Below are 20,974 nucleotides of genomic sequence, written 5' to 3'. Positions count from 1 at the left end.
CAAGCACGGCGCCGCCTCATGCAAGACGACTTCCTCAACGTACCAACACCACGATGAAAGGAGATTCTTCATGTTCAAGCGCTCTCTGATCGCTGCCTCGCTGAGCGTGGCCGCCCTCGTATCCGCCCAAGCCATGGCCGTCACCGGCGGTGGCGCTTCCCTGCCGGCCGAGCTGTACAAAGGCTCCGCCGACAGCATCCTGCCGGCCAACTTCAGCTATGCCGTGACCGGCAGCGGCACCGGCAAGAACGCTTTCCTGACCAACAACTCCTCGCTGTTCGGCACCACCGGTACCGTTCACTATGCCGGTAGCGACTCGGTCCTCAGCGGTAGCGAACTGACCACCTACAACAGCAACTACAACGGCACCTACGGTCCGCTGATCCAGATCCCGTCGGTAGCCACCTCGGTCACCGTGCCCTATCGCAAGGACGGCAACACCACGCTCAACCTGACCAGCGCCCAACTCTGCGACGCCTTCTCCGGCGCCAAGACCACCTGGGGTCAACTGCTGGGCACCACCGACAGCACGCCGATCCGCATCGTCTACCGCACCGGTAGCAGCGGCACCACCGAACTGTTCACCCGCCACCTGAACTCGATCTGCCCGACTCGCTTCGCCACCAACTCGACCTTTACCAACGCCCGTCTGCCGGCCGGCGGTACGTTGCCGAGCAACTGGGTTGGCGTCGCCGCCACTTCCACCGTGGTGTCGACCGTCAAGGCAACCAACGGCTCCCTCGGCTATGTCAGCCCGGATGCGGTGAACATCAACAGCAACGCCGAGGTTTCCCGTGTGAACGGCAACCTGCCGACCCAGGCTAACGTTTCCACTGCCCTGGGCAGCGTGGCTCCGCCGGCCAACGCCGCCGACCGTGCGGACCCCAGCAAGTGGGTTCCGGTGTTCACCAATCCGAGCGCCGGCTACTCCATCGTCGGTTACACCAACTTCGTCTTCGGCCAGTGCTACAAGGACGCCAGCGTTTCCACCGACGTCCGCGCCTTCATCAACAAGCACTACGGTGGCACTACCACCAACGCCGCAGTTGCCGCCCATGGCTTCATCCCGCTGACTCCGGCCTGGAAGAGCGCCATCGTGAGCGCCTTCTACACCGGCACCAGCGAAAACCTGGCCATCGGCAACACCAACGTCTGCAACACCAAAGGCCGCCCGTAAGCGCTTCGCCTAGGCGAATCGATACGAGGACCGGCAGCCCTATGGCTGCCGGTCTTTTTTCTTGTGGGGAACCCAGGAGGTTTTCATGCTCAAGCCAATGTTTGGCGTCGTTGCTCTGACGCTCTTGACCAGTCATACAACGCTGGGCGCTACGGTGACCGGCGGTGGTGCTTCCATGCCGGCCAAGTTGTACAAAGGTTCTGCCGACAGCATCCTGCCAATCAACTTCAGCTATGCCGCAAGCGGCAGCGGCATTGGCAAGACCGCTTTCCTGATGAATAACCCCATGCTGCTTGGCGCTACTACCGGCACCGTCCACTACATTGGTAGTGACTCGATCTTGAGTAGCAGCGAACTGAGCGCCTATTCAACCAACTATAGAGGCGCATATGGTCCACTGATCCAGATTCCATTGGCGGGTACCGCAGTAACCATTCCTTACAAGAAGCCCGATATTACCGACCTGAACCTGACCAGTGCCCAGCTCTGCGATGCCTTTTCCGGCGCCAAGGTCACTTGGGGGCAACTATTGGGGAACCCCGCCGACCGTACGCCGATTCGTATCGTCTACCAGCGGGGCGGCAGTGGAGCCACCGAGTTGCTGACCCGCCACCTGAACTCGGTCTGCCCGACTCGCTTCGCCACCAACTCGATCTTCACGAACGCCCGTCTGCCGGCCGGCGGTGCGCTGCCGAGCAACTGGGTGGCAGTACAGCCTTATGAAAGTGTCAGGAATGCCGTCGACAATGTGTCAGGCTCGATCGGCTATGAGGGGCCTGATGGTGTGGACCTGAGCGACAATTCAAAGATCGCGCGAGTGAATGGCTTGCTCCCTACTCTAGCCAATCGCGTGATCGCTGTTCGTAGCGTGGCTCCGCCGGGTGTCGCTGCAGATCGCGCCGATCCGAGCAAGTGGATACCGGTCTTCGTCAACCCGAACGCAGGCTACTCCATCGTCGGCTATACCAACTTTGTCTTTGGCCAGTGCTACAAGGATGCCACTGTTGCCGCCGACCTGCGTGCCTTCCTTACCCAGCATTATGGCGGCACCACTACAAATAGAGCGGTAGCTGACCACCGTTTCGTACCCCTGGTCGCTTCCTGGAAGAGCGCCATCATGAGCGCCTTCATCACTGGTACCAGCGAAAACCTCGCGATCAACAATCCCTCCGTCTGCAACGGCAAAGGGCGTCCATGAGTGACCTGTCATGACGGTGGCTGAAATCCGGCTGCCGTCGTGTTTCCGTTCGCCCAGGCTCCTCGCTCCGCTCCATGAACTTTCCATGACAAGTCTTCGGCCCACCCTCCGCCAGGCCGTCTACCAGTAACGGGCGTCGTTGCGGGCGCCCGACCGACTTCATGCTCAAGGACCCCTTCGCCATGCCGTCCCGTTCGCCGTCGTCCGCCCGTTCCTCCCGCGCGCTTTACGCGCCGCGCCTGAAGCCGCTGGCCCAGGCCATCGCCCTGCTGCTGGTCGCAGGGGGCGCCCAGGCCGCCGGGCAGCCGTTCAGCGCCGCCTGGTTCGCCGCCAAGGGCGCGGCTCAGGGCGGCGCTGCCGGGGCGCCGCGACCGGGAGCGCAGTTGCCGGGGGCGCCGCCGCCGCTGGCGCAGCAGCAGCGGGTCAACCAGCAGTTGCAGCGTTCGATGGCCAACCTGAACAACACCGTCGCCGCCATTGCCGCCCAGCAGGCCGCCCAGGCCGCCGGACGCCAGGCGGCGCCGAACCTCCCGCAGGATGTTCCGGACGGGCTCGGCGAGGGCGGCCTCAAGGTCGACGCCTCGCTGCCGTTCGAGCAGGCCTGGCAGAACGCCAAGGGACCGGTGCAGACCCAGGCCGCCGGCAAGACCACGGTGAGCATCGAGCAGACCGCCGACAAGGCGGTGCTCAACTGGGAGACCTTCAACGTCGGCCGCAACACCACCGTGGACTTCCAGCAGCACGCCGACTGGGCGCTGCTCAACCGGGTCAACGACCCCAGCGCGCGGCCCAGCCAGATCCAGGGGCAGATCAAGGCCGACGGCACGGTGATGCTGGTCAACCGCAACGGCGTGGTGTTTTCCGGCAGCAGCCAGGTGGACGTGCGCAACCTGACGGTGGCGGCGGCGAACATCTCGGACGAACAGTTCCGTCAGCGCGGCCTCTACTACGACAACGCCGGCAGCCGTCCGACCTTCACCGACGCGGCCGGCGCCGTGCGCGTGGAGCAGGGGGCACAGTTGCGTACGGCAGCGCCGTCCGGCTCGACCAGGGGCGGCGGCTACGTCCTGCTGCTCGGCAGCGAGGTGGACAACGCCGGCAGCATCGTCACACCGAAGGGGCAGACGGTCCTGTCCGCCGGCGACAGCTTCGTCATCCGCCGTGGCCAGGGCACCGACGGCAACCTGACCTCCACCACCCGCGGTAACGAGGTGCTGCCGGGCTTCGCCGCCGACAGCAGTGCCGGCCGGGTGCGCAACAGCGGCCTGGTGCAGGCCGCCACCGGCGATATCAGCCTCAGCGGCCGCGAGGTGGAGCAGGCCGGCGTATTGCTTTCCAGCAGTTCGGTGGACAGCCGCGGCACCCTGCACCTGAAGGCCAGCGAGCGGATCACCCTGGCCGAAGGTGCCACCAGCGCCATCCTGGTGGATAGCAGCGGCAGCGCCGCCCTCGACAGCCAGCGCGAGGCCTTGCTCAAGCCGTTGAACGGCTCCAGTGCCGCCGTCAGTCGGGGCGACGACGACCGCCGCGACCTGTCGCGGGTGGAGATCGACTCCGCCGGCAGCGTCGATTTCCGCGACGGCTCCATCACCCTCGCCAGCGGTGGCCAGGTGGCGGTCAACGCTGGCCAGCGCGCGCTGCTGCGCGACGGCGCGGTGATCGATGTCTCCGGCGCGCAAGGCGTGCAGGTGGCCATGGAGACCAACAACATCAAGGTCAACGTGCGCGGCAACGAGCAGCGCGACGCCTCGGTCAACCGCGAGGGCGGCGGTCTGAACAGCCAGGACGTGTGGGTCGACGTGCGCGACCTGGTACGGGTGCCTGCCGGCACCAACGGCTATGCCAGCGACCGCTGGTACACCGCTGGCGGCCTGCTGGAGGTCGGTGGCTACCTGGGCACCCAGGGCCACTCGGCGGGCGAGTGGATGGCCCAGGGCGGCATCGTCAGTTTCACCGGCAACGACGTGGTGACCCAGGCCGGTTCACAGATCAACCTGTCCGGCGGAACCCTCGATGTGCAGGGCGGCTACATCCGCCAGACCTGGCTGAAGGGGTCGGACGGACGCCTCTACGAACTCGGCTCGGCGCCGGGTGACCTGCTCTACGACGGCATCTACCGCGGCTACGAGGCACACAGCGAGCGCTGGGACCAGACCCGTTATTTCTACAATCCGCTGATCGCGCCGACCCAGCGCTACGAGAACGGCTACAGCGTTGGCCGCGACGCCGGCAGTCTGGTGATCGGCAGCGCCAATGCGCGGCTCGACGGCCAGGTGGTCGGCGATACCTATCGCGGCGAGCGGCAGACCGAAGCGCCACAGGCCGGCCTGGACGGCTACAACCAGTCGCAGAATGCCGTGGCGCGCGGCGCGCAGCTGGTCGTCGGGCGCTACACCCCCTACTACGTGAAGAGCAGCGGCCTGCTGGAGTACGCTCTCGGCGCCGATGCCGGCAGCCTCAAGCAGGTGGTCATCGGTGCCGGCGAGGTGGCGGCCGAGGAGCCGACCCTGGACGCTCCGGTGGCCGCCGAGCGCCAGGGCCGCCTGAGCCTGGACAGCGAACTGCTCAACGGCTTCCAGCTGGGCGGCCTGAAGGTGGCGGCCGGCGAGAGCATCCGCGTCGACAGCGCGCTGACCCTGGCCAATGGCGGCGAGGCGATCCTGTTCGCCAACGACGTGGCGATCGACGCCGACATCACCGCTCATGGCGGCAGCCTGCAGGCCGGCAACGTACTGGCGCAGATTTCCCCGAACGGGACGATCGATGGTTTCGTCGATGCCGGCCGCGAAGCCGGCATCTTGCGCGTGGGCGATGGTGTACGACTGGATGCCAGCGGCTTGTGGAGCAACCTGCTGCTGGCGCCGGAGGACAACGATACGTTGGCCTACCGCGACGGCGGACGGATTTCCCTGCGCAGCGGCGGCGACCTGAGCCTGGGACAGGGCAGTCTGCTCGACGTGTCGTCCGGGGCGGCGCTGCTGGCCGACGGCAAACGACTGGGCGGACGCGGCGGCGACATCGCCTTGCACGCCAGTGCCGGGCTGGCGCAGGCCAGCGATGGCCAATTGCAGTTGGGCGGCACATTGAATGGTCTCGGCACGAGTGGCGCCGGCACGCTGTCGCTGCAGAGCGGCAAGGTGCGGATCGGCGGCGACGACCTCGGGGATGGCAGCCTGCAACTGGCCGAAGATTTCTTCCAGCAGGGCTTCGCCAGCTACCGGGTGGTCGGTCGCTCCGGATTGACGGTAGCCGAGGATGCCCAGGTGCGGGTCGCGCGGCCGGTCTACCGTTTCGCCAGCGGGGCCGGCGAGGTCGCGGCTGGCGAGGCGCCGCGAGAGGCGCTGGAGGCCTGGATACCGCCGCTGTACCTAGAGGATGCCTTGGCCGGACGCTTGGTCCAACGCGAAGGGGCGGACCTGTACCTGCAGGCAGGCGGCGACGGCAATATCCTCGGGCAGCTCGATCCCGCCAGCCAGACGCTGGAGCTGGGGCGCGGTTCGCTGGTCGAGGTCGATCCGGGGCGCGCCATCGTCCTGCGCGGTCCCGGACAGATCACCTTGGATGGCATTCTGAACGCTTGGGGCGGACGCATCGACGTGCGCCAGCAGCAGTTCGGCGCGCTCGACGTTACCCAGGACAATCAGCCCAAGGCGCAAGGCCAGCCCCATGCTCGCTCCATCTGGATTGGAGAGCAGGCATTGCTGGATGTTGCCGGCCGCGCTGTCACTGCCGTGGATGGGCGCGGTCGCCGCTATGGAGAAGTACAGTCCGGCGGCAGCATCGTCATCGGCGGCGAGATCGATCCGGGCAAGGCGATCGCGACCTCGGCGGATGCGTTCGTCATCGTACGCCCCGGTGCACGACTGGAGGCCTCCGGCAGCCAGGCACAGCTGGATGTACCGGGACTGGGAAGGGTTTTGCTGACCGGCGACGGCGGGCGCATCGCTCTCAGTTCCTACAATGGGCTGTATCTTGACGGTTCGTTGCGCGCCGCAGCCGGCGGCTCGGGAGCGGCGGGCGGCAGCCTGGAGATCATTGCGGACGCTCCCCTGTACCAAGGTTTTACTGTCGTGGATGACCGGGTATTGGCCATGCGCGAGCTGATCCTGACGGCAGGGCATGCCGATTCGGGATTACCGACCTTGCTGCAACCGGGAATGGACGATTCGGCTCTGCGCTATGGCCAGAGCCGAGTTGGGACGCAGTCGCTGACGGGCGGCGGATTCGACCAACTTTCGTTGTTCAGCAACGGTCCGCTGTCGTTCGAGGGGAACATCGATCTTGCGATGGGGCGCAGCCTGAATCTGTACGCGGGGACGATAGCCGCCACAGGTGGCGGGCCGAGCGAGGTGAAGTTGCAGGCGCCCTATGTCCGCCTTTCCGGCATCGGGATGTATGGGCAGCAGGCCTCTGGCGAGTTTCGTCCGCGTCTCACGTACGGGCCGACCGCGACAGCGGAGCAGGTTCGCTTGCAGGTTTCTGCCGGGCGCCTGCTGGATATCGCCGGGCGCTTGTCATTCGGTAGCGACGGGGTGATCAATGGGGTCAACGCAGAGGCTGTCCGCTATCAGCGACCAGGTTTCGAGAAGGTAACGCTGCGCAGCGAGGGCGACCTGCGTTTCGCTGGCGACTATCCAGAGAATGGCGATCCGTCGGGGCGCTTGATAACCCACGGCGATCTGCAACTGACTGCGGCCCAACTCTATCCGGTGACGGGAGCGAGTTCGACCCTCTATGCCGGGTATGGACTGGATGAGAGGGGGCAGGCCGTCTTCGATGCCGAACGGCATTTGGCTATCGAACGTAGCGGCGAGTCCTTGCCGGACACTCCGCTGTCGGTATTCGGCAGTCTGGCGTTCATGGCATCGAATATCGAGCAGGGTGGCGTGGTGCGTGCGCCGCTGGGGCTCATCCAGTTCGGCAGCAATCTGGATCGTGCCCCGGGCACGGTAAGGTTGTTGCCGGGTAGCCTGACCTCGGTCAGCGGCGCTGAGCTGGTCATGCCCTATGGAGGCACGACCGATGGGATCAACTATCTGGTCAACCAGGTCCCCATTCAACTGACCGGTGCCGGGGGCGCTCTCGCTGCTGGGACACTGGTTGCGGGAGTCGGCCTTTATGCCAGCGAGGTCGATGTGCAACAGGGCGCGCGGCTGGACCTGTCCGGCGGCGGCGAACTCGCGGGGGCTGGATTCATCTCCGGCAGAGGGGGTTCGACCGATGCGCGTTTTCATCCCCTGGTGCAGCAGGACAATGATGGGTTCCGTCTGCCGGAGCTGTCCAGCAACCCGGTGTATGCCATCGTGCCTGGACACCAGGCCGTTAGTGCGCCATTGGGCGGCGAGGCGGGCGCCATCCAGCCGTTGGTCGGGCAACAGGTCACCATCGGGGATGGCGTTCCCGGCCTGGCCGCCGGTACCTACACCTTGCTGCCTTCGACCTATGCCCTGTTGCCGGGCGCTTTCCGCGTCGAGATCAACGGTCTGGCGGGGCAAGGCGCGCCCATGGCGACGCAGGGGTTGCGCAATGGCTCCTGGGCGACGTCCGGGCAGTTGTCGATTGCCGGCACGTCCATCCGCGACAGTCTGAGCCGTCAGGTCATCCTGTCTTCCGCCGATACGCTGCGCCGCTACTCGCAGTACAACGAAATGAGCTATGCGGATTTCATTCGCGCCGATGCCGCGCGCAAGAACATCCCCAGAGCGATGTTGCCAGTGGATGCCAGATCCCTCTACCTGGGATTGCGCGCGGATGAGGAGCTTCGGGAAAACGCCCTGAGCTTCGAGGGGAAGGTCGACTTCACGCCGGAAGAAAGCGGATATGGCGGCAGCCTCATCGTGGATGCCGAGGCGGGCATCGAGATTCTGCCTGAAGGTGGGCTGCCCGACTCCGATTTCGCTGGCGTGTCGTTGGTTGCGGACGATCTGAATGCAATAGGCGCCAGCCGTATCGCCATTGGCACGCTGCCCTACGTCGAATACGGCGAGCAAGGAAACTTCGTCCAGTTCGGCGGGAGCAACCGGCTCTTTCCCGTTGTGCTGCGAAAGGGCGCGCACCTTTCCGCACCGGAGGTGATCATTGGCAGGGATATCACCCTTGAAGGCGGGAGTGGCATCAGCACTCTGGGGAAAGGCAAGACTGCATACGATTCGTCCGATGGTTTCATCTATCAACCCGGCGGCCGTAACCTGCTGCTCTTGTCCAACGGATGGCTGAACCTGCTGGCACCCGCAGCGGATAGCTCGTTACCGGTTCGTCTCGGAGGTTGTGCGGAAGGGGCGGGCTGCGCCGACACCGAACTCTATTCGGAGGGCACTCTGGGTATCGCCACCAATGGTACGGTGACGTTTGGCGACAACGTTCGTTACGGGACACGCAATCTCAGCCTGGCGCTGAGTACGATCAATATCGGCTCCAGCCAGTCGCTGGCCGACGCGGCCGCTCGCGGCGTGTTGCCGAACGGCCTGGCGCTGGACCAGACGGTGCTCCAGCGCCTGCTGCGCGGCGAGCGCGGGGCGGGTATTCCGGCCCTGGAAAACCTGATCCTCAGTGCCCGCGATGCGGTCAACATATACGGTAGCGTCAGCCTCGACACCTACGACCCGGCCACCGGCAAATCCAGCCTGGCCAACCTGGTGCTGGGCACCCCGGCCATCTACGGCCATGGCACCGGCGAGGATGTCGCCAGCATTCGCACCGCCAGCCTGGTCTGGAGCGGCTCCAGCCAGCCGGCCGCAGCACCGGTCGCCGGCGGCGCCGGTAGCGGTAGCGGAACCCTGCGGGTGGATGCCGAGCGCATCACCCTGGGCTACGGCGCGAATACCCAGCCGGCCGGCGAGACCGACGAGGCACGCCTGGCGCTGGGCTTCGCCGAGGTGCAACTGAACGCCAGCGAGCGGATCAGCGCCAACCACAAGGGCAGCTTGCGGGTCTACCAGCGCCTGGACGGCTACGTCGCCGGCGAAGGCCTGCGCTACAGTGGCGGCGACCTGCGCCTGAGCACGCCGTTGCTGACCGGCGAGGCCGGCTCGCTGAGTCGGATCAGCAGCGGCGGTAGCCTCAGCCTGGCGGCGCCGGCGGGCGCTGCCGCGGTGACCTTCGACAGCGGCACCGCCGGGCTTGGTGCCGAGTTGTCCCTCAGCGCCCGCGAGATCCGCCTGGATAGCGCGGTCTCGCTACCCAGCGGCAAGCTGAGCCTGAGCGCCGAAGACGACCTGGAGCTGGGCGATGGCGCGCGCATCGATCTGGCCGGACGCAAGGCCAGCTTCAACGATGTGGATAAATACAGCTGGGGTGGCGACCTGCTGCTGAGCAGTCGCGCCGGCGACATCCGCCAGGCCGCCGGTTCGCTGATCGACCTGTCGGCGCGCAACAACCGCGGCGGTACCCTGAGCGCCGTGGCGTTGGCCGAGGACGCCGGGGTGGTGGACCTGCAGGGCCGCATACTGGGTGGCGCCAGCGGCGACTACGATGCCGGCGGCACCCGCGTGCCGTTCCTCGGTGGCGAGCTGGAGATCCGCGCCCAGCGCCTGGGCGATGGCGGCAGCCTGAGCGAGCAGTTCACCGCCTTGAACCAGCGCCTGAACCAGGGCGAGGTCTTCGGCGCCCGGCGCTTCCAGCTCAAGCAAGGCGACCTGCAGATCGGCGACGGCCTGAAGGCGCATCGCATCGAGGTGTCCCTCGACAATGGCCAGCTCGGCGTGAGCGGAACGGTGGACGCCAGCGGCGCGCAGGTCGGCGAGATCCGCCTGGCCGGCGGCCGCGGCCTGAGCCTGGGTGGCAACGCGCTGCTGGATGCGCATGGAAGCCTGCTGCGGCGCGACAGCTACGGGCAGATCATCGACAGCCCGAACCGGGCGATGGTCGAGCTGAGTTCCGGCAGCGGCACCTTGGTCCTGGCCGGCGGCGCGCGCATGGACCTGCGCCATGGCACCGCGGCGCCAGCGGAACAGGTTGATGGCGTCGCCCGTGGCACGTTGGAGTTGAACGCGCCACGCCTGGGCGGGGTCAGCGCCGGCGACATCGCCATCGATGCCAGCGGCGCGCTGGATATCCGCGGCGCCGGCAGCATCGCCCTGAACGCGATGCAGCGTTACGACGATGCGCCCTGGGGCAACGATCCGGCGGCCGGCGGGCGGTCCTACCAGGTGATCGACCAGGCTTACCTCGATGCGCGGCATGCCGAGAGCAGCGCGTTCATCGCCGCGGCGCTGGCCAACCGCGAGTTGCTCGACGGCAAGCTGGCCGGACTGACCAATGCCACCTACGCGGATGCTTTCCACCTGCGTCCAGGGGTGGAGATCGTCAGCGCAACGGCGGACGGCGATCTGGTGGTGCAGGGCGATCTCGATCTGTCCGGCTACCGCTACGCCAGCCTCAATCCGAACACGCCGCTGACCGAGGTCTACGGTTCCGGCGAGGTCGGCGCGCTGGTGCTGCGCGCCGGCGGTGACCTGAACCTCTACGGCAGTATCAACGACGGCTTCGCGCCGCCGCCGGACTCGCCGGACGACAAGGGCTGGATCCTCACCCCGGGAGTGCAGCCGTTCGGTGGCGACCTGGTGGTTCCCGGCCCGGGCGTGGTGCTCGGCGACGGTACCGCGTTCCTCGGCGGCCGCACCCTCAACTACGACCTGCCGATCAAGGGCACCACCCTGGCCGCCGGCACCCGTCTGGCCACCGAGGCGGTACTCGAACAGCCCTATACCCTGGCCGCCGGCAGCGTGCTGGTAGCGGACATCCACGATGCCGCCGGCAACCTGCTGTACGCCGCGGGCAGCCTGCTGCGCGACGGGGTGACGCTGGAGGTCGGCAGCCGGCTGGGTGCCGGTACCCTGCTGGCTGCACCGGCCAGCGTGCAGGCGATGACCTGGCCTGCGGGCGTGCCCTTGCCGAGCATCCTGCGCGAGGGGCCAAGCAGACCCAATGTCCTGCTGCTCAATGGAGAGCTGGCCTTGGCACGTGGTTCTCTGATCCCTTCGCAGACCGAGGTGGTACTGGCTGGCGATGCGCCTTTCATCGAGTTGCGGCCCAGCGACGGTGTCCGCCAGGGACGCAACTGGGCATTGGCCGAGATGCTGCCGGCCGGTAGCCAGTCCTGGTCCATGCGCCTGGTCGCCGGTGCCGATCTCGCGGCTGCCGACAACCGTCTGGTGCGTCCGGACTCCTCGGCCAGCCTGAACCTGGCCGATACGCACTATCAGGCGAAGATCGAACAGAGCTCGGGAGGGCTGGTGTTCACCGATCAGGCTACCGACTGGGGGATCACCCCGGGAACTCCGGTCGACGAGAGCAATGAATGGATCTGCGGGCTGGGGCCGTATTGTGCCGAGCCTCCCCGCTGGACCTGGGCGCCCGGCAATTACCTGGGCATGCCTGCTGGTACGGCGATCGGCGAGGGCGATCTGTGGTGGTGCAGTGTCGATCCGTCCCTGTGTATCGAGAATCTCGGCAAAACCGTGGTCACACCGCAGAACCAGTTGTTCAGTGTGCTGCGCACCGGCACTGGCGATCTTGACCTGGCCAGTGCCGGTAACCTTACGCAATGGTCGCCGTACGGCGTCTATACCGCCGGAACGCAGGCCGCCGATGTCGCGACGGGATTCAATCAGCCTCGCGGTCTGTTCAATGGGTCGGTACTGGGCGCCGGTGGCGCGGATTACGAAGTGCTCTCAACCAGCCAGTACCAGGCCTGGTATCCGGAACATGGCGGCAACCTCGATATCGCCGTTGGCGGTGATGTGGTTGGCGATCAATGGGCCGAGAAACTGACAAGTAGCGATCCCATTCGCCCCTTGCCCCCCAGCGCTGCAGTCGGCAACTGGCTCTGGCGCCAGGGCAGCGCCGACAGGGAAGGAGTGCCGACGGCCTGGTGGGTCAATTTCGGCAGCTATGTGCGTGGCGCGGAGGGAGATGCTCCCTATCTGGTCGGCTTCACCGGTTTCGGCACTCTGGGAGGCGGCAATCTCAGCATGCGAACCGGAGGTGATGCCGGCAATATCGCGCCACGCGGAGATGGTTCGATACCTTCGTCCGGTAACCTTAATCCGCGCAGCCAGGGACTGGTCTTGGCGGTTGCCGGCACTGGCCGGCTCACCTCCGACGGCGCGCTGCAACTTGGCGGCGGCGGTGACCTGAATGTGAGAATTGGCGGGGAGGTGAACCCGAGCCGGGAGGCGCGGGCTACCCAGACCTACTCGAGTTCGGGGTTTGACGGTCTTTACAGCGGCGGCACCATTCACGATCTGCAGGGGGCCCTCATCAATCTGCGCGGTTCCGCGAGCTTGTACAGTGGTGCGCTGGGAGGCATCGATCCTCGCTACGACACTCTACTGCGGGACCCCGCCGAAGTGCGCAGCAGGGATGCGTTCAGCCCGACGCTGGCTAGCTCCACGGGCGGCCTCACCCTGGTGGCCGGAGATACTGGCATGCGTCTGGAAACCCGTGGCGACCTGGTCCTGGGCGGGGTGACTGATCCCGGTAGGGTGGGGGTGCCGAATACCGTTGGCTTCACGGCTCCCGATGGCAGCGTCTACCAAGGGGGCGGGATCGCTTGGTTCAGTCTCTGGACTGCACACACCTCGATCGATCTGTTTGCGGCGGGCGGCAACCTGACGCCCAGCACCCAATTGGTCGAGGCAACCAACGCTATTCCCATGGCAGGCCGAAACCTGTCGCCTAGCGATGGGCGATTCATCTATCCATCGATAGTACGTGCGGCGGCCCCGGAAGGAAGTATCTATCTCGGTCCTTCCAGCGGTTACATGGGAGGCGTGAGCCTGAATGTCTCGACCACTCCCTACTCCTTGTTACTGGCACCGTCGCTCAACGGTGAACTGGAGTTGCTGGCTGGAGACTCCATTTATGCCGGTGGCTATTCGGTGCAACGCTCAGGTGCCGATCCTGCGAACCTGCCATCGATCTGGACGCCGGCATTTGCCGGCTACTCCGATGCCGCGCTGCTCAACCCGATAGCCGGCAACGGCAGTCCGGACGGGAATCCGGCCGTCATTGGCGGATTGCCTCTGTTCTACTTCGGCCCCGATAGCGCTGCGAGCTTGGCGCGCGATCTGCAACCGGCGCGTTTCTATGCGTTGACAGGAGATATCGTCGGGCTCAATAGCGGTGCGCAGATTCGTTTCGGCGAGCAGGCGGGGAACCGCGCCGGGCAAACCTGGTATGAAGGTGCGGGTCCCGTCTGGATGCGCGCCGGGCGCGACATCGTAGCCTCCGGAACCCCATTGGGACAGCGTATCAGCGCTCCCAGTCAGATCAGTACGGATGCCTCGTTCACCGGCAACCTCTTCGTCCACGACGACCCCAACGACCTCTCGCTGGTCCAGGCCGGCCGCGACATCCTCTACGGCAACTTCAACGTCGCCGGCCCCGGTACCCTGGAGATCAGCGCCGGGCGCAACATTCTCATGGAGGATCGCGCGGCGATCACCAGTCTCGGCGCGGTGGTGCCGGGCGACAGCCGGCCGGGTGCCGATATCGTGCTCCAGGCCGGCGCGGCGGGGGCCGACTATCAGGCCTTCCTCGAGCGCTACCTGGATCCGGCCAACCTGGCGCAGGGCGGCACCCCGCTGGCCGAGCAGCCGGGCAAGGTGGTCAGGACCTACGAAAGCGAGTTGGCCAAGTGGTTGAACGAGCGCTTCGGCTTCGCCGGCGACGCGGAACAGGCCCAGGCGTTCTTCGCCGGCCTGCCCGCCGAGCAGCAGCGGATCTTCGCCCGCCAGGTGTACTTCGCCGAACTCAGGGCCGGCGGCCGCGAGTACAACGAAGTCGGCGGGGTACGCCAGGGTAGCTACCTGCGCGGGCGCAACGCGATCGCCGCGCTGTTCCCCGAGCGCGATCCGGCGGGCAATCCGATCAGCTACGAAGGCGATATCGTCATGTATGGCGGTGCCGGCGTGCACACCGACTTCGGCGGCGACATCCAGTTGCTCAGCCCCGGCGGGCGCCAGGTGTTCGGTATCGAGGGCGAGGCGCCGCCGTCCACCGCAGGCATCGTCACCCAGGGCCAGGGCAATATCCAGGCCTATTCGCGGGACAGCATCCTGCTCGGCCAGAGCCGCATCATGACCACCTTCGGCGGCAGCATATTGGCCTGGTCGGCGGAAGGCGACATCAACGCCGGTCGCGGTTCCCAGACCACCGTGGTGTACACCCCGCCGCGGCGCATCTACGACGCCTGGGGCAACGTCAGCCTGTCGCCACAGGTGCCCAGCACCGGCGCCGGTATCGCCACCCTCAACCCGATTCCCGAAGTGGCACCGGGCGACATCGACCTGATCGCCCCGCTCGGCACCATCGATGCCGGCGAGGCGGGCATCCGGGTTTCCGGCAACGTCAACGTGGCGGCGCTGCAGGTGGTCAACGCGGCGAACATCCAGACCCAGGGCCAGTCCAGCGGCATTCCGCTGGTGGCTTCGGTGAATACCGGGGCGTTGACCTCCGCCAGCGCCGCGGCGAGTTCCGCGACCCAGGCGGCGGAGGACGTCAGTCGCCAGCAGCAGGCCGCCGCGCGGCAGCGCATGCCGTCGGTGATCACGGTGCAGGTGCTCGGGTTCGGCAACGAGCGCCTGGAGCCTTCGCGCGACGGCGCCAGTCGTTCGCCGGGCTACAACCCGGACAGCGCCGTGCAGGTGCTCGGCGCCGGAGCCCTCGGCGAACAGGCGCGCAGCCAATTGACCGATGAAGAGCGCGGCAACCTGATCCTGTAAGGCACCGCCGCGGAGGCACGATACCCGCCAGGCCCTCCCCACGGAGGGCCCTTTTTTTGCGAACTTCCGAGGCGCTGGTCGATTCTCGGGTGAATGCCCGTTCGTCCCCGCCGGTGGCGCGCGAATGGCCGGCCGCATGAAGTTTTCATGACAAAAGTTCGGTGGTGCGGCGGGGTTGCCGTCAAACAGGTGTGAATGAGGAAAACGGAATTCAGCGGTGAAAGGCAGGGACGGGAACGAAAGGAATCGGCCATTTCCCGGTTGCGCTGACCGGTTGCTGGAAATGAGCGTGTCGTTCGAGAAAGACGCGTTCCGCTCTGAAACAAGAGAACAGTATCCGCTAACGGCCGTGGTCACTCCGGTGAATACGGCGAAGGACGGTGAGTATTGATGGAAAGTTACTCGAAAGTCGGTATGCAGGAACTTGACCAGCGCCTATCGAAGATCGTCGAAGCCGCACGCAAGAAACCGGTATCGGTTTATCGATATGGGGCGCCATGGGTCTGGATAGTGTCCCAGGAAGATTGGCAGGGTGCGCTCAAGGAAGTGTCCAGCTATATACCGCCGGGACATTCCCTGGCGTTGCTGAAACCGCAAATAGAAAGTCTCCTTGGCGAAGAGGCGAAAGTCCTCTCGGCGCTCGCCCGCGAACATGGCATGCAGTTGGCCCCGGAGCCGCTGATCCACGCGCTGCTGCTGCAACTGCTGTACGCGATTCCCAGCGAGCAGCAGTTGTACGAGCAATTGAACTACAACCTGCTGTATCGCTGGTTCGTCGGCCTGGAAATGAAGCAGAAGATCTGGAATTTTCCGGTTTTCGTCAGCGATATAACCGTCCTGCTGAACAGCGCGGAGGCGGTAAGGATAATAGGCAGGATTATCGGGGAAGTGATTTCCGGGGATCTCATGCAGATGCCGGAGTTCTCCCTGAACTTCGCCTTGTTGCATACATGGCAAGCGCGCCATGGCGGAGCGCGACGGCTGAATATCTAGCACGAAAGTGAAAATAGAAAAGAACGAGATTTCATAAGGGCGGGCGCCGTTTTTAACAGGTTGTTCATGCGTCGCCGCTAGTTTGTTGTCTTTCACAGAACTGTTCGATGAACGGACTTGTTGCATTAGAACAATAAGTCCCGATGGAACTTCGGGGGACCGTGTGAAGCGTTCGCTGTTCAATTGTGCGCACCCGTTTCGCCAGCGCTGGTCGATCGGTTGCCTGGCTGTCGCATTGTCGTGCGCTTCGCTGGCCGACGAGGCCCCTCCCGCCGCGGCGGGAGCCGAGACCCAGCGTCTGGTGGACATCAACGAGTACGTGGTACGCGGCAACACCGTGCTGGACAACCGCGCCATCGAGGCGGCGGTGTATCCCTTCCTCGGACCGCAGCGCAGCCTGGGCGACATCGAGGGGGCGCGCGATGCGCTGCAGGCCGCCTACCAGGAGAAGGGCTACCAGTCGGTCTACGTCGAGCTGCCGGAGCAGCAGGTTAGCGGCGGGGTGGTCTACCTGCAGGTCACCGAGACCACTGTCGGTCGCGTCCGGGTGGTCGGCGCCAAGCACTATTCGCCGGTGGAGTTGCGCGAGGAAGTGCCGGCCCTGGAGGAGGGCAAGGTGCCCGACTTCGCCCAGGTCCAGCGCGAGCTGGCGCAGGTCAACCGCACCCCCGGCCGCCAGGTGCTGCCGATGGTGCGCGAGGGCCAGCGGCCCGGCACCATGGACGTCGACCTGCAGGTGGAAGACAAGAATCCTTGGCACGCCAGCATCGGCCTGAACAACGACTACAGCGCCGACACCCGTCACTTGCGCTCGGTGGTTTCGCTGGGCTACGACAACCTCTGGCAACTCGGCCACGCCATCTCGCTGACCTATTTCACCGCGCTGCAGGACCAGGACAACGCCAAGGTCTGGTCCGGCTCCTATACCGCGCCGCTGAGCCAGCGCTGGAGCGTGCAGCTGTCCGGCTACCAGTCCGACAGCGACGTGGCCACGGTGGGCAGCATGAATGTGGTCGGCCAGGGCCATTCCTATGGCGTGGCGGCGATCTACAGCCTGCCGGTCACCGGCCTCTGGTCGCACTCGTTCTCCTTCGGCGTCGACTTCAAGGACTTCGAGGAACAGACCCGGATCGGCGGCAACAACGACAGGGTGCCGATCAAGTACGCCCCGCTGACCCTCGGCTACAACGGTTTCCGCTACACCGAACGTTCCCAGTTGGCCCTTGGCCTGAGCCTGGTGGCCGGTACCGGCAGTCTCCTCGGCTACGGCGACGACGACGAGGAATTCGACCGCAAGCGTTATCGCGCCAAGTCCGGCTTCGGCGTGCTCAAGGGCGATCTCAACCACACCCTGACCTTCGGCGGCGACTGGCAGGTGGCGACCAAGGCGGCCTTCCAGCTCGCCTCCGGGCCGCTGATTTCCAACGAACAGTTCGCCGCCGGCGGTGCCACCAGCGTGCGTGGCTACCTGGCGGCGGAGAACACCGCCGACGACGGCTACCTGCTCTCCCAGGAATGGCGTACGCCGTCCCTCGGACGCTTCCTCGGCAAGCGCGCCGGCGGCTACGTCAACGACTGGCGCTTCTACGTGTTCGCCGAGGGCGCGCAACTGCGCCTGCAGGATGCGCTGCCCGAGCAGGACGACGACTTCAGCCTGGCCAGCGTCGGCATCGGCACCCGCGCGCAACTCGCCGACTGGCTGTCCGGCAGCCTCGACTGGGCCTTCCCGCTGCTGGAAGGGACGAACACCGACAAACACGACTCGCGCCTGCATTTCAGCGTGCAGGCGAGCTTCTGACGCTGACCCCGGAGTAACCCCACATGTATCGCTTATTGCTGACATCGCTGATCTGCCTGGGCCTGCTGGCCCCGGCCAGCGCCAGTGCCTGGTGGCAGGACGACTGGCAGTACCGCAAGCAGGTCTCGGTCGATACCACCCCGCAAGGCGCGGCGATCAACGAGAGTCTCGGTCGCCTGCCGTTGCTGGTGCGCCTGCATACCGGCAACTTCACCTTCGACGGGGTCAACGAGAACGGCTCGGACATTCGCTTCGTCGCCGCCGACGACAAGACCGTGTTGCGCCACCAGGTCGAGAGCTTCGACCCGCTGATGGGCATGGCCCTGATCTGGGTCGACGTGCCGCGGGTGGAGGGTGGCCAGCGCCAGGACATCTGGATGTACTACGGCAACGCCAAGGCGCCGGAGAGCGGCAACGGCCAGTCGGTGTTCGACCCGGACTACACCCTGGTCTATCACTTCGACGGTGCGCCGGGCACTCCGCCGCGGGACTCCACCGCCTACGCCAACAATGCGCAGACCGCCGCCGGCAGTCCGGTGGAGGGCGTCATCGGTCGCTCCGCGCAACTGCTGGGCCAGCCGCTGCTGCTGCCGGCCAGCCCATCGCTGGCGGTGAGCGCCGGTGGCACCTTCAGCTTCAGCGGTTGGGTGCGTCCCGACCAACTGGCCGGTGAACAGGTCCTGCTGTCGCGCCGCGAAGGCGGCAACGCCCTGTTGGTCGGCTTGGCCCAGGGCGCGCCCTTCGTCGAGCTGAACGGTCAGCGCGCTGCCGCCAGCCAGGCCCTGGCGCAGGGGCAATGGCAGCATCTGGCGCTGGTCGCCGACGGTACCCGGCTGGCGCTGTATCTCGGGGGGCGCGAAGTCGCCAGCCTGGCGGCGGCGCTGCCGGCGTTCAGCGGTGCGATCGCCATCGGCGCGGAAGGCCAGGCCGCGCCTGCGGTCGCCACCGAAGCGGCAAGCGGGGAAGGTGAGGCGAGCGCCGCGGCGCCGACCCTGCAACCCTTCCAGGGCGCCATCGACGAGTTGCGCCTGTCGAAGATCGCCCGCCCGGCGGCGCTGCTCCTCGCCGACGCCACCGCCCAGGGCGCCGAGTCGCGCCTGGTGGCCTACGGGGTCGACGAGAAGCAGTCCGGCTTCGGCTTCGGCAAGCTCGGCTTCCTGCTCAACGCAGTGCCGCTGGATGCCTGGGTGATCATCGCGATCCTGGCGCTGATGATGGTCCAGTCGTGGGTCATCATGTACCGCAAGAACCAGAACGTCGGCCGTGTCAGTCGCGCCAACGGGCTGTTTCGCGAGCGCTTCGCCGAGGTCGGCACGCGCCTGGAACTGCTCGCCGACGACCGCGAGCTGGCCGCCCGCCTGCAACACTCCTCGCTGTGGCGCCTGTACCAGGTGGCGGTGAAGGAGATCCGCACCCGCCGCGAGCAGGGCGCCGACACCTCTTCCGTCTCCGCGGCCACCATCGAGGCGATCCGCGCCTCCATGGACGGCGTGCGCACCAAGGAGAACCAGCAGCTCGGCTCGCGCCTGTCGAGCCTGTCCAACGCCATCGCCGGCGGCCCCTACATCGGCCTGCTCGGCACCGTGCTGGGGATCATGGTGGTGTTCCTCGGCACCGCCATGGCCGGCGACGTCAACATCAATGCCATCGCCCCGGGCATGGCCGCCGCCCTGCTGGCCACGGCCATGGGCCTGTTCGTCGCGATCCCCGCGTTGTTCGGCTACAACCGCCTGGTCACGCGGAACAAGGAAGTCAGCGCGGACATGCGGGTGTTCGTCGACGAGTTCGTCACCCGCCTCGCCGAGGTGCATGGCGAAAGCCAGCTCAGCGAAGTGGCCCATCGTCGCAACGGCCAGCCGTTGCCGGCCTGAGGAGAACGCCATGGCTTCCGTGAACAGCAGCCACGACGATGACGACGACGGCGCCGTCGACAGCATCAACATCACCCCGCTGGTGGACGTGCTGATGGTGGTGCTGGTGATGTTCATCCTCACCGCCACCGCCCAGGTCGCCGGGATCCAGATCAACCTGCCGAAGGCCAGTGCCACCGTGGTGCTGTCGCAGCCCAAGACCAAGGCGATCTCGGTGAACGACGCCGGCCAGGTGTTCCTCGACGCCTACCCGGTGACCCTGCCCGAGCTGGAGGACCGCCTGCGTACGGAGAAGGCCCTCAACCCCGACTTCCCGGTAGTGGTCCGCGGCGACGCCACGGTGCAGTACCAGAAGGTTATCGAGGTCCTCGACCTGCTGCGCCGCCTGGAGCTGTCCCAGGTCGGCCTGGTCACCGGCAAACCGACCTGAGGCCCGGGATGAACATGTCCGCCGATCCCAAACACACCCCCGAGCCGAAAAATGCCGCGCCGCTGTCCATCGACGGCCGCCCGGCGAACCCGACCCTGCGCTACCTCAAGTGGGGCCTCGGCGCGCTGCTGCTCGCCGGCCTCGCCTGGCTGGTCTGGGAGTGGGCCAACGACATGAGCGGCGTGCGCCGCGAGGCGCCCAAGGTGCCGGCGATCATCCCGCTGCCGCCACCGCCTCCGCCGCCGCCGGAAAAACCGCCGGAACCGGAGCAGCCGGTGGAAGAGGAAAAGATCGTCGAGCCGGAACCGCAACCCGAACTGGAGGAGGTCAAGCCGCAGGAGGAAGCGCCGCCGTCGCCGGCCGACGACCTGGCCGACCCGATGCAGATGGATGGCGACGCCCAGTCCGGCTCCGACGCTTTCAACATCGGCGCCGGCAAGGGCGGCGGGATGGCCGGTTCCGGCGGCGGTCGCGCCGGCAACGCCAGCTATAGCCAGTACCTGGCCTACGCCTTCCAGCGCCTGCTGCGGGACAACCCGGAGCTGCGCAACCTGGCGTTCCGCCTGCAGGCGGAGATCTGGCTGAGTTCCTCGGGGGATATCACCCGGGCCGAACTGACCCGCTCCAGCGGCGACCCCGAGACCGACCAGAAGGTGCTGGCCGCGCTGCGCGCCGCCGGCCGCCTGGAAGAACGCCCGCCGGCTTCGCTGACCCTGCCGGTGCGCATCGCCCTGCAGGGCAAGCGGCCGGGATGAGAAGACGCCAACCCAGAACGATTTCCG

The 20,974-nt window shown here is 66.4% G+C and carries 8 protein-coding genes; all 8 read left to right on the top strand.

From position 1 onward, the window contains the following. The first annotated feature begins 70 nt into the window (after positions 1-70). A complete protein-coding gene (gene lapA, locus ACI766_RS23070) occupies positions 71-1,177 on the top strand; it encodes an alkaline phosphatase LapA (protein ID WP_003112123.1) in 1,107 nt (368 codons plus the stop codon). Between the two features lie 85 nt (positions 1,178-1,262). Further along, positions 1,263-2,375: a substrate-binding domain-containing protein gene (locus tag ACI766_RS23065; protein WP_003112720.1), complete on the top strand. Its 1,113-nt coding sequence runs from the start codon at positions 1,263-1,265 to the stop codon at positions 2,373-2,375. Positions 2,376-2,557: 182 nt separating this feature from the next. Further along, a complete protein-coding gene (locus ACI766_RS23060) occupies positions 2,558-15,100 on the top strand; it encodes a filamentous hemagglutinin family protein (RefSeq protein WP_087823989.1) in 12,543 nt (4,180 codons plus the stop codon). 390 nt (positions 15,101-15,490) lie between these two features. Beyond that, a complete protein-coding gene (locus ACI766_RS23055) occupies positions 15,491-16,093 on the top strand; it encodes a transposase (protein WP_003098455.1) in 603 nt (200 codons plus the stop codon). 163 nt (positions 16,094-16,256) lie between these two features. Further along, on the top strand, positions 16,257-17,891 hold the full coding sequence (locus ACI766_RS23050) for a ShlB/FhaC/HecB family hemolysin secretion/activation protein (protein WP_087823985.1): 1,635 nt from the start codon (positions 16,257-16,259) through the stop codon (positions 17,889-17,891). A 23-nt stretch (positions 17,892-17,914) separates the two neighbouring features. Next, positions 17,915-19,762 (top strand): DUF2341 domain-containing protein, encoded by a 1,848-nt coding sequence (locus ACI766_RS23045; RefSeq protein ID WP_003085365.1) that lies wholly within the window; start codon positions 17,915-17,917, stop codon positions 19,760-19,762. 10 nt (positions 19,763-19,772) lie between these two features. Further along, positions 19,773-20,192 (top strand): ExbD/TolR family protein, encoded by a 420-nt coding sequence (locus ACI766_RS23040; protein ID WP_087823986.1) that lies wholly within the window; start codon positions 19,773-19,775, stop codon positions 20,190-20,192. An 8-nt stretch (positions 20,193-20,200) separates the two neighbouring features. Beyond that, positions 20,201-20,947, top strand: a complete 747-nt coding sequence (locus ACI766_RS23035) for an energy transducer TonB (protein ID WP_003098450.1) — start codon at positions 20,201-20,203, stop codon at positions 20,945-20,947. The last annotated feature ends 27 nt before the right edge of the window (positions 20,948-20,974 follow it).

It is taken from the genome of Pseudomonas sp. DL (assembly GCF_047199225.1).
Lineage (GTDB): Bacteria > Pseudomonadota > Gammaproteobacteria > Pseudomonadales > Pseudomonadaceae > Pseudomonas > Pseudomonas aeruginosa.
The sequence above is the reverse complement of the archived record's forward strand: the minus strand, read 5'-3'. Positions and strand labels throughout refer to the sequence as shown.